This is a genomic window from Pseudomonas sp. LBUM1676 (assembly GCF_059695605.1).
This window is the reverse complement of record NZ_CP166777.1, coordinates 337,148-348,833: the sequence shown is the minus strand read 5'-3', so window position 1 is coordinate 348,833 and position 11,686 is coordinate 337,148. Positions and strand designations below refer to the sequence as shown.

General features: G+C 60.6%; 9 protein-coding genes and 1 pseudogene. 1 reads left to right on the top strand and 9 read right to left on the bottom strand.

The annotated features are described in order from the left end of the window. Positions 1-19: 19 nt before the first annotated feature. Positions 20-106: pseudogene (locus tag ACA041_RS01635) on the top strand (outer membrane lipoprotein carrier protein LolA); the annotation flags it as partial. A 26-nt stretch (positions 107-132) separates the two neighbouring features. On the opposite strand, the gene hutG reads toward ACA041_RS01635, so the two are convergent. From hutG to hutU, 9 genes are all read right to left on the bottom strand, one after another. Then, entirely contained in the window at positions 133-933 is an 801-nt protein-coding gene (gene hutG / locus ACA041_RS01630; RefSeq protein ID WP_497439593.1) for an N-formylglutamate deformylase, read from the bottom strand. Then, complete coding sequence (gene hutI / locus ACA041_RS01625; protein WP_497439592.1) at positions 926-2,149, bottom strand: imidazolonepropionase; 1,224 nt, start codon at positions 2,147-2,149, stop codon at positions 926-928. Before hutI ends, hutG begins: the two co-directional genes overlap by 8 nt. A gap of 101 nt (positions 2,150-2,250) precedes the next feature. After that, on the bottom strand, positions 2,251-3,783 hold the full coding sequence (gene hutH / locus ACA041_RS01620; RefSeq protein WP_497439591.1) for a histidine ammonia-lyase: 1,533 nt from the start codon (positions 3,781-3,783) through the stop codon (positions 2,251-2,253). A gap of 117 nt (positions 3,784-3,900) precedes the next feature. Beyond that, positions 3,901-5,424: a histidine ammonia-lyase gene (gene hutH / locus ACA041_RS01615; protein WP_497439590.1), complete on the bottom strand. Its 1,524-nt coding sequence runs from the start codon at positions 5,422-5,424 to the stop codon at positions 3,901-3,903. 154 nt (positions 5,425-5,578) lie between these two features. Beyond that, complete coding sequence (locus ACA041_RS01610) at positions 5,579-6,409, bottom strand: quaternary amine ABC transporter ATP-binding protein (protein WP_497439589.1); 831 nt, start codon at positions 6,407-6,409, stop codon at positions 5,579-5,581. Continuing rightward, positions 6,406-7,257 carry an ABC transporter permease gene (locus tag ACA041_RS01605; protein ID WP_030129253.1) on the bottom strand — a complete coding sequence of 284 codons (852 nt, stop codon included), beginning with the start codon at positions 7,255-7,257 and terminating at the stop codon, positions 6,406-6,408. Before ACA041_RS01605 ends, ACA041_RS01610 begins: the two co-directional genes overlap by 4 nt. 70 nt (positions 7,258-7,327) lie before the next feature. After that, positions 7,328-8,296, bottom strand: coding sequence for an ABC transporter substrate-binding protein (locus tag ACA041_RS01600; protein WP_497439588.1), 969 nt, complete (start codon positions 8,294-8,296; stop codon positions 7,328-7,330). 69 nt (positions 8,297-8,365) lie between these two features. Continuing rightward, positions 8,366-9,838, bottom strand: coding sequence for a purine-cytosine permease family protein (locus tag ACA041_RS01595; protein ID WP_497439587.1), 1,473 nt, complete (start codon positions 9,836-9,838; stop codon positions 8,366-8,368). 165 nt (positions 9,839-10,003) lie between these two features. Continuing rightward, the gene (gene hutU / locus ACA041_RS01590) at positions 10,004-11,686 is read right to left on the bottom strand and encodes a urocanate hydratase (protein ID WP_403103351.1); all 1,683 of its coding nucleotides are present in this window, start codon (positions 11,684-11,686) and stop codon (positions 10,004-10,006) included.

Genomic DNA, 11,686 nt, shown 5'->3' with positions numbered 1-11,686 from the left:
GATCCCTGTAGGAGCAAGCTTGCTCGCGAAGGTCGTTAACGATAATGCGTCAAGTCAGACACCCCGCGGCGCTCTCAGGTTTTTCGCGAGCAAGCTCGCTCCTACAGGGATCGGTGATCGCGGCGAACCGTATTATCCGTAGTGCTTTTCGCCCCAGGCCAACAACCCTTGCAACAATTCCCTGAGCACAACCTGCGTCGGTTCTGCCAGATCCGGGCAATAGCGGAACGGCTCGAACTCTTCCATGTAGGTGCACTGGCCCAGTTCCAGTTGCACCGCATGAATGTTCTCTGCAGGAGCGCCGTAGTGGCGAGTTATATGGCCGCCTTTGAAGCGACCGTTGAGCACATGGCTGTAGTTGTCGTGACGCGCACAGATCGCTTCCAATTGAGTAGCAAGCTGAGTATCGCAACTGGCACCGTTGAAGGTGCCGAGGTTGAAGTCCGGCAGCTTGCCGTCGAACAGATGCGGAATGATCGAGCGAATCGAGTGTGCATCGAACAGAAGTGCATAGCCAAATTCGGCTTTCAAACGCGCCAATTCGTTCTGCAAGGTGCTGTGATACGGCGTCCAGATCTGCTCGAGATAAGTCGCCCGTTCCGCCGCCGACGGCTCCATGCCCTCCCGGAACAATGGGATGCCATCGAACAGGGTCGCCGGGTACAGACCGGTGGTAGCGCCGACATACAGAGGCTTGTCATCGGACGGCCGGTTCAGGTCGATGACAAACCGCGAGTACTCGGCTGCCAACGTACTGGCGCCCAACTCGGCGGCAAATTCGTAAAGCCTTGGAATGTGCCAGTCGGTGTCCGGCAGGCTTTTCGCGTCGGGGATCAACCCGGCTTCGACCGCCGGGGTCAGGCGCAGGCCGGCGTGGGGCATGCTGATGAGCAGCGGCACGCGGCCTTGTTTGAAGTTCAGAACCTTATCCACGTTTGCTCTCCTGCATGCTCGTTTCAACGCCGTGTCGCACGACGCGTTTTTCCAGGTCACCGCCCAGCCAGTACGCCAGGTCGGCAGGACGATCGATCTGCCAGGCGACGAAGTCCGCGACCTTGCCGACTTCCAGCGAACCGTGGGTTTGAGCCATGCCCAGCGCGGTCGCGGCATGAATCGTCGCACCGGCGAGGGCTTCTTCCGGGGTCATGCGAAAACAGGTGCAGGCCATGTTCAGCATCAAGCGCAACGACAGCGCCGGGGAAGTGCCGGGGTTGAGGTCGCTGGCGATGGCGATTTTCACGCCGTGCTTGCGCAGGGCCTCCATCGGCGGCAATTGGGTTTCGCGCAGGAAGTAGAACGCCCCTGGCAGCAACACTGCGACGGTGCCGGATTCGGCCATGGCGATGGCATCGTCTTCGGTCATGAATTCCAGGTGATCGGCCGACAGTGCGTGGTAGCGCGCCGCCAGGCTCGAACCGTGCAGGGACGACAATTGCTCGGCATGCAGCTTCACCGGCAGGCCCAGTTGCTGTGCGGTGATGAACACGCGCTCGACCTGCGCTGGCGAGAACGCCAGGTATTCGCAGAAGGCATCCACCGCATCCACCAGCCCTTCGGCGGCCAGGGCTGGAAGCATTTCAGCGCAGATGTGATCGATGTAGTCGTCGGCGCGATCCGCGTATTCCGGTGGCAAAGCGTGGGCAGCCAGGCATGTGCTGCGCACGCTGACCGGCAGTTCGGCGCCCAGGCGCTTGATCACCCGCAGAATCTTGCGCTCGCTGGCCAGATCCAGACCGTAGCCGGATTTCATCTCGACCGTGGTCACGCCATCGCGGATCAGGCTTTTCAGACGCTTGGCGGCGCTGGCGAACAGTTCGTCCTCGGTCGCCGCGCGGGTGGCGCGCACGGTGCTGGCGATGCCGCCGCCAGCCGCGGCAATTTGCGAGTAGCTGACGCCTTGCAGACGCTGTTCGAATTCGCCACTGCGGTTGCCGCCGAATACGGTATGGGTGTGGCAGTCGATCAGGCCCGGGGTAACCCAGGCCCCGTTCAAGTCGTTGACGGCCGGGTATTCGCCGGACGGCAGTTCAGCGCCTGGGCCGATCCACTCAATGTGCGCACCGGACGTCACGATGGCCGCATCCTCGATGATCGAGTAGACGCCTTGCGCCATGGTTGCGACGTGGCAGTGTTGCCAGAGAGTTTTCATCCCGTAGTCTCCACATTATTCAAAATCGAATCGCCAGCAGGCTGGCTCCCACAGGGATGCGCATTACAACTGTGGGAGCCAGCCTGCTGGCGATGAGTACATCACAGGCTCGGCAAAAGCTTGGCCGACACCAGACCATTCAGACACTGCGTCGCCAACAACTCAGTCGCCGCATTGATATCCGGCGCAAAGAACCGGTCTTTCTCATAAAACGGCACTTCTTTACGCAGGATCGCCCGAGCCTTCTCCAGCTTCGGCGAAGTTTTCAAACCTTCACGCAGATCCAGACCCTGGCACGCAGCCAACCACTCCACGGCGAGCACCCCGCGAGTGTTTTCCGCCATTTCCCACAAACGCTTGCCAGCGGCCGGCGCCATCGACACGTGGTCTTCCTGGTTCGCCGACGTCGGCAGGCTGTCCACCGAATGCGGATGGGACAGCGCCTTGTTCTCGCTGGCCAGCGCCGCTGCCGTCACCTGGGCAATCATGAAGCCGGAGTTCACCCCGCCATTGGCCACCAGGAACGGCGGCAGTTGCGACATGTGCTTGTCCATCATCAGCGAGATACGGCGCTCGCTCAGCGAACCGATTTCAGCGATGGCCAGGGCCATGTTGTCGGCGGCCATGGCCACCGGTTCAGCGTGGAAGTTACCCCCGGAGATCACGTCGCCTTCCGCGGCGAACACCAGCGGGTTGTCGGAGACCGCGTTCGCCTCGACTGCAAGCACTTCGGCGGCTTGACGGAACTGGGTCAGGCACGCACCCATGACTTGCGGCTGGCAGCGCAAGGAATACGGGTCCTGGACCTTGTCGCAGTTCTGGTGCGAATCGGAGACTTCACTGCGCTCGCCCAGCAAATCACGGTAAGCGGCAGCGGCGTCGATCTGGCCTTTCTGACCACGTGCGGCGTGAATGCGTGCATCGAACGGCGAGCGCGAGCCCAATACCGCTTCGACGGTCAGGGCACCCAGCGCCACGGCACCGGCGAACAGATCTTCACCTTCGAACAGACCACGCAGCGCGTAAGCAGTGGACACCTGAGTACCGTTGAGCAGCGCCAGACCTTCTTTTGCAGCCAAAGTCAGCGGCTTGAGACCGGCGACGTGCAGCGCTTCGGTCGCTTCCAGCCATTCGCCCTTGTAGCGAGCCTTGCCTTCGCCCAACAGCACCAACGACATATGGGCCAATGGCGCGAGGTCACCGGATGCACCGACCGAACCTTTCAACGGAATGTGCGGATAAACCTCGGCGTTGATCAGCGCGATCAGCGCGTCGATGACCACACGGCGAATGCCGGAGAAACCACGACTCAAACTGTTGACCTTGAGCACCATGACCAGGCGCACCAGTGCGTCGCTGATCGGCTCGCCGACACCGGCGGCGTGGGACAGCACCAGCGAGCGCTGCAGGTTTTCCAGGTCTTCGCTGGCGATGCGGGTCGAGGCCAGCAGGCCGAAACCGGTGTTGATGCCGTAGGCGGTGCGGTTCTCGGCGAGGATCTGTTCCACGCAGGCAACGCTGGCTTCGATCTGGGCCGAAGCGCTGTTGTCGAGGGTGATTTTGACCGGCTGCTGATAGATATCACGCAGTTGGGCAAGGCTCAGTTGGCCGGGAATCAAATTAAGCGCAGTCATTTTTTGCTCCTTTTGAGAGTGTTATTAACTACCAGACGCTCCGGAGATATCCGTTGTCCGTCGCTTCCCGCCTTTTTGAGGGGGCTGGCGCCTTGGCACGCTGGTTTTGTATTGAAATCAGTTCACATTCGGCAAGGCTTTTTGCAGCAAGACCGGGTCTTTCAAAACACCCGCGGCGGCGGCGATGTCCGGCGCCAGCCAGCGGTCCTGATCGTACGCCGGAACCCGTTCGCGCAGCAGACGCCATGCGGCATCGGTGCCGGCGCCAAAGCGTTGTTCCTTGAGGAATTCAAACGCCTGGGCCGCCAGAAGATATTCGATGGCGAGGATCTGCGTGCAGTTTTCCAGCGCGCGGTGCAGCTTCAACGCCGCGTTGGTGCCCAGGCTCAGGTGGTCTTCCTGCAGGCCCGAGGTGACGTAGTTGTCGAGCACGGCCGGTTGCGCCAACTGGCGGTTTTCCGCGCACAGGGAAGCGGCGACGTACTGAACGATCATCATCCCGGAGTTCACCCCCGGGTTGGCCACCAGAAACGCTGGCAGACCGCTGACATGCGGGTTGATCAAACGGTCCAGGCGCCGTTCGGCGATGGAGCCGATTTCTGCCATGGCGATGGCCAGCAGGTCGGCAGCCATTGCCACTGACTGACCGTGCGGGTTGGCCTGGGACACGATACGGAAATTGTCCGGCGTGCCCAGCAGCATTGGGTTGTCCGTGACAGAGTTGAGTTCGGTTTCGATCTGTTTGATGGCGTGCTCAAGCTGATCGCGCGCAGCGCCATGGACTTGCGGGATCGAACGGATGCTCAGCGCATCCTGGGTACGAATGCCCTTGCTCGAAGCGATCACTTCACTGCCATCAAGCAACGCCCGCAGGTTGATACCGACCTGTTGCATGCCCGGATGCGGCTTGAGTGCAATGATTTCGGCATCGAACGCCGCGATCTGGCCACGCTGGGCTTCGAAGCTCATGGCACCGATCACGTCGGCCCACTGCACCAGACGCGTCGCATCGGCAAGCGCCAGGCAGCTGAGGCCGCTCATGCATGGCGTACCGTTGACCAGGCACAGGCCATCTTTGGCGCCGAGCTGGACGGGTTGCAGACCTTCTTCGCTTAAGGCTTGTTGCGCGGAAACGATTTGCCCGCGATAGCTGACATTGCCGACACCCAACAGCGCAATGCCGATGTGGGCCATGTGAGTCAGGTAACCGACCGAACCCTGGGACGGCACTTGCGGGGTGATGCCGCGATTGAGCAGCGCCAGCAGGGCTTCGACTACTCGGCGATGGATGCCGGACTTGCCGTGGCTGTAATTGCGAATCGCCGCACACATGATTGCGCGAGTCTGCTCATCGGTCAGTGGAGCACCGACGCCACAGGCGTGGCTGAGCAAGGTGTTGCGCGACAGTTGGCTGAGCTGTTCGTCCTTGAGCGAGACATTGCACAGCGCGCCGAGGCCGGTATTGACGCCATAGGCGCGCTCGCCGCTGGCGACGATGCGCTGGACGATGGCCTGGGCATTCTCGATACTCGCCCAGGTCTGGCTCGACAGCTCGAGCTGTGCGCCATGGCGGGCAACGGCAACCACATCCTGCCAACGCAACGGGGCGTCGGCGATAACGATTTTTTCAGCCTGGGACATCTTTAACCTCATACAAAATTCATGGACATGTGACATCTGTGGCGAGGGAGCTTGCTCCCGCTGGGCTGCGTAGCGGCCCCAAAATTTTGCGACCGCTGCGCGCTCGAGCGGGAGCAAGCTCCCTCGCCACAAAAGCGGTCCCGCCACAAACCTCTTAAACCACCGCCGCCCGACGCTGCACGAACCGGTCGACATACTCATCCGCCGGCGAATGCAGGATCTCGCGCGGCGTACCCACCTGAATCAGGCGCCCGTCCTTGAGGATCGCAATGCGGTTACCAATGCGCACTGCCTCATCAAGGTCATGGGTGATAAAGACGATGGTCTTGTGCAGGGTCTTTTGCAGCTCCAGCAACTGATCCTGCATCTCGGCACGGATCAACGGATCAAGGGCGCTGAACGCTTCGTCCATCAGGATGATGTCGGTGTCCGCCGCCAATGCCCGGGCCAGGCCCACGCGCTGGCGCATGCCGCCCGACAGCTGATGCGGATATTTGTTCTCGTAGCCCTTGAGGCCCACGGTGTTGATCCAGTGCAGCGCGCGCTCGGTGCACATCTGCTTGCTCTCGCCGCGCACTTTCAGGCCATAGGCGACGTTATCCACCACCGTCTTGTGCGGCAGCAGGCCGAAGCTCTGGAACACCATGCTGATCTTGTGCCGGCGAAATTCGCGCAGGGCTTCCATGTCGTATTGCAGGATGTCCACGCCGTCCACCAGGATTGCGCCGCTGGTCGGGTCGATCAGGCGGTTGAAGTGGCGCACCAACGTGGATTTGCCCGAACCTGACAAGCCCATGATCACGAAGATCTCGCCAGTGCCGATACTCAGCGACAGGTCGTTCACGCCGACCACGCAGCCGGTTTCGGACAGCACCTGGTCCTTGGTCTTGCCCTGGCCGACCATGGCCAACGCTTCCTTGGAACGGTTGCCGAAAATCTTGAAGACGTTTTTGACTTCGATTTTGCTGATGGCTTCGTTGTTCATTTGCTCACCTCATGCCGTGGCCGACCATACGCCTGAGTAATGCGGTCTATGACCACTGCCAGAATCACGATCGCCAGACCGGCTTCAAGGCCACGTCCGACGTTGAGGGTCTGAATCCCCACCAACACATCTTCACCCAGGCCACGGGCACCGATCATCGAGGCAATCACTACCATCGACAGGGCCATCATGGTGGTCTGGTTGATACCGGCCATGATGCTCGGCAGGGCCAGCGGCAGTTGCACGCCAAACAGTTGCTGCCAGCGGTTGGCACCGAAAGCGTTGATCGCTTCCATCACTTCACCGTCGACCTGACGAATACCCAGATCGGTCAGGCGGATCAGCGGTGGCGCGGCGTAGATCACGGTGGCGAAAATCGCCGGGACCTTACCCAGGCCGAACAGCATCAGCACCGGGATCAGGTACACGAAACTCGGCATGGTCTGCATGATGTCCAGCAACGGCATCAACACCGAACGCAGGCGATTGCTGCGCGCCGAGAGAATGCCCAGCGGAATGCCGATCAGCACCGAAATGACCGTGGCCACCATCATCAGCGCCAGGGTCTGCATCAGCTTGTCCCAGAGGCCGACGGCGCCCACCAGGAACAACAGGCCGACGATTACCGAAGTGGTCACGACTTTGCGGGTTGCGTGCCAGGCAACGCCCGCCACGATCGCCAGCATCAGCCACCAGGGCGCCGCACGCAGCAGGCCTTCAAGATTGACGATGGCCCACAACAGGGTGTCGGAGATGCTGCGGAACACATCGCCGTAGTTGGTGACCAGCGAATCGACCCAACTGTTGACCCAGTCGGCGATGGAAAAGGTAAAGCTTTCGGGAAACATAAGAGACTCTCAATCAAGGGGTTGCGATCAAGCACCCGACTGCCGCTGACGGCAGTCGGAAAAGCTCAACCTACAAGGCCGCGTCGATCTTTTTGGCTGCGTCTTCGCTCACCCATGCGTGCCAGACTTCAGGATGTTCCTTGAGGAAGATTTTCGCCAGTTTTGGTGACTCGATCCGCTCTTTGGCCATACGTCCGAGGTTCTGGTTGAGCAGGTCGATCGGCAGGTTGATCTTTTCCAGCACGGCCACCAGTTCCGGGGCTTGCTCGTGGAAGGTCTTGGACAGGCCGACCTTGATGGTCACGCTCTTGTCCACGCCTGGTTTCTCTTCAAGCTTGACCAGGTCGACCTGGCCCATCAGCGGCGTAGGCGACCAGTAGTAGAACAGGATCGGCTCGCCGCGCTTGTAGCTCGACAGCACCGCCGCGTCCAGCGCCGGGCCGGTACCCGGGCGGAAGTTGGTGTAGGTGCTTTCCAGGCCGTAGCTTTTGAGCATTTCGCTGTTGTCCAGCTCACAGGTCCAGCCGGCCGGGCAGTTGTAGAAACGGCCCTTGGCTGGCTCTTCCTGGTCCTTGAACACGCTGGCGTATTTGCCCAGATCGGCGATCGCCTTCAGGTCCGGGGCTTTTGGCTCCAGCTTGCGCTTGGCATCGCCTTCGATGACGTAGCGCGGCACGTACCAGCCTTCGATCGCGCCAACGACCGGGGCGCCGACACCGACCACCTTGCCGGCCTTCTCGGCCTTGTTCCAGACTTCGCTGCGGCCGACCCACTCTTCGGCGAACACTTGAATGTCGTTGCTGCTCAGGGCGTTTTCCATGGTGATGGAGTTGCCCGGCAGGCTGTCAGTCTTGCAGTCGTAGCCCTTCTCCAACACGATTTGCATCACGTCGGTCAGCAGCATGCCGCTTTCCCAGTTCAGGCCGGCGAATTTCACCGGTTTGCCCGACTCGCACCAACCGGCGGCCTGAGTGGCGCCGGCGCTGGCGAGCAGGCCCATGGAAAGTAATGTGGTCAGCAGGGTCTTGTTCGATTTCATTGTAGTGACGCTCCTAATCATGAATTGGCTTACGGCAGTCAAGAGGCATCCAGCCCTGTCCACGTCCAATCAGGCCTGCGCCGCAGCGCGACCAGCCCCACTTGTTTTTTGTTCTACAACGCTGTCCTGCTCAACCGGCAGAATCAGGTGATCGGGTACCGAGCCGTGCCATTTTTTTGCGCACACGTAATACAGGGCTGCGGGAAGCACCAGACCGATGATCCAGGAAATATCCACACCACCCAGGGCGTCTACCAGCGGACCGGTATAGAACTTGGTGGCGATGAACGGCAGCTGCACAAGCACACCGAAGACATAGACGCTGATACCGAGGGCGTTCCAACGGCCGTAGCGACCGTTCGGATCGGCCAGTGCCGGCACGTCATAGCGCTCGCGGGTGATGCAGTAGTAGTCCACCAGATTGATCGCGCTCCATGGCGTGAAGAACGCCAGCAAGAACAGGATGAAGGACTTGAACGCACCGAGGAACGAGTGCTGACCGAGCAACGCCATCAGGGTCGCAGCACCGACGATGACCAGCACGAAGACCAGACGCTGCAAGCGCGTGACCTTCAGCTCACCACGGAAACCGCTGATGATGGTCGCAATGCACATGAAGCTGCCGTAGGAGTTGAGCGTGGAAATGGTGACCTTGCCGAACGCGATGCTGAAATACAGCAGCGCTGCGGTGGCACCGGTACCGCCCAGACCGACTATGTAGGCGACTTCGTGGCCGGCGAATTGGCCGTTGGCCGATGCCGCGGCAAACACGCCGAGGACCATCGCTACCTGCGCACCAATGACCGAACCTGCGCCTGCGGCAAAAAAAGTTTTCACCGAGGAAATCTTGCTCGGCAGGTAGCGAGAGTAGTCAGCCACGTAAGGGCCGAAAGCGATCTGCCAGGACGCCGCGAGCGAAACCGCGAGCAAGAAACTGCTCCAGCTGAAATGGCGGATTTGCAACAGTGCGCCAACATCAACCTGGCTCATCAGACGGCTAAACAGATAAACGAAGGCAATAACGCCAATGACACTGGCAACACGGCCGATCCAGTGGATCACCCGATAACCGAGCACCGTGACCAGCACGATGACACTGGCGAAGATGAGGATACCGACGCTGTCGCTGACGCCAAACAACTGGCCCAGCGCCTGGCCGGAAAGCACGGTGCCCGTTGCGGTGAAGCCGAGGTACATCAAACACACCAGTACGATCGGAATCGCCGCACCATAAACGCCGAACTGCACGCGGCTGGAGATCATCTGCGGCAGTCCGAGCTTGGGCCCTTGCGCGGCATGCAGCGCCATCACGCCACCGCCGATCAGTTGCCCGATCAGCAAACCGATCAACGACCAGAACACATCACCGCCCAGTACGACGGCCAGAGCGCCGGTCACAATCGCGGTGATTTGCAGGTTGGCACCCATCCACAGGGTGAACTGGCTCAAGAGACGACCGTGTCTTTCCGCTTCCGGGATGTAGTCGATCGAACGTGTCTCGATCAACGGTTTACTGCCTGCACGATCGTCATTAACAGCCATGATTCAACCTCTGTGGATTGTTCTGGAAATTGCCGTCTGGTGGGATCCCTGTGGGAGCGAGCTTGCTCGCGATGGGGCCGGCACATTCAACATCTGTACTGACTGACACATCGCTATCGCGAGCAAGCTCGCTCCCACAGGTAAAGCGGTCCCACAGTTACTGCGTTATTTACCGGTAATCATCGGCAGGTTCAGCCCCTGTTCCTTGGCGCAGTCGATCGCGATCTGGTAACCCGCGTCGGCGTGACGCATGACACCGGTAGCCGGGTCGTTGTGCAGCACGCGAGCGATACGCTCGGCCGCTTCGTCAGTACCGTCGCAGACAATCACCATGCCCGAGTGCTGGGAGAAGCCCATGCCGACGCCGCCGCCGTGGTGCAGGGAAACCCAGGTCGCGCCGCTCGCGGTGTTCAGCAGAGCGTTGAGCAGTGGCCAATCGGACACGGCGTCGGAACCGTCCTGCATCGATTCGGTTTCGCGGTTCGGGCTGGCTACCGAGCCGGAGTCCAGGTGGTCGCGACCGATCACGATTGGCGCGGACAATTCACCGCTGCGCACCATTTCGTTGAATGCCAGACCCAGCTTGGCGCGCAAGCCCAGGCCAACCCAGCAGATACGGGCCGGCAGACCCTGGAAGCTGATGCGCTCACGGGCCATGTCCAGCCAGTTGTGCAGGTGGGCGTCGTCCGGGATCAGTTCTTTGACCTTGGCGTCGGTCTTGTAGATGTCTTCAGCGTTGCCCGACAGTGCAGCCCAACGGAACGGACCGATGCCGCGGCAGAACAACGGACGGATATAGGCCGGTACGAAGCCCGGGAAGTCGAATGCGTTTTCCACGCCTTCTTCCTGCGCCATCTGACGGATGTTGTTACCGTAGTCGAAGGTTGGAATACCCATTTTCTGGAATTCGAGCATCGCTTTAACGTGCACCGCCATGGATTGCTTGGCAGCCTTGACCACGGCAGCAGGCTCGGTCTTGGCGCGAGCGCGGTACTCTTCCCAGGTCCAGCCAGCCGGCAGGTAACCGTTGAGCGGGTCGTGGGCGCTGGTCTGGTCGGTGACCATGTCCGGGCGCACGCCGCGCTTGACCAGTTCAGGCAGGATTTCCGCCGCGTTGCCCAGCAGAGCGATGGAAATCGCTTTGCCTTCCTTGGTGTATTTGGCGATGCGTGCCAGCGCGTCGTCGAGGTCGGTGGCTTGCTCGTCGACATAACGGCTGTTCAGGCGGAAATCGATGCTGACCTGCTGGCATTCGATGTTCAGCGAGCAAGCGCCAGCCAGGGTCGCGGCCAGAGGCTGCGCGCCACCCATGCCGCCCAGACCTGCGGTCAGGACCCAACGACCTTTCAGGTCATCGTTGTAGTGCTGGCGACCGGCTTCGACGAAGGTTTCGTAGGTGCCTTGGACGATGCCTTGGCTGCCGATGTAGATCCAGCTGCCGGCGGTCATCTGGCCGTACATGGCCAGGCCTTTGGCGTCGAGTTCGTTGAAGTGTTCCCAGCTCGCCCAGTGTGGCACCAGGTTGGAGTTGGCAATCAGGACGCGCGGTGCATTGGTGTGAGTCTTGAACACGCCGACCGGCTTGCCGGATTGCACCAGCAGGGTCTCGTCGTCGTTCAGGTTGGTCAGGCTTTCGACGATCTTATCGTAGCATTCCCAGTTACGTGCAGCACGACCGATACCACCGTAAACCACCAGTTCTTTAGGGTTCTCGGCGACTTCCGGGTCGAGGTTGTTCATCAGCATGCGCAGCGGCGCTTCAGTCAACCAGCTCTTGGCCGTCAGCTTGTTACCGCGGGCAGCGCGGATTTCAACGTCACGAAACTTTGTAGGTTTATTGTCAGTCAC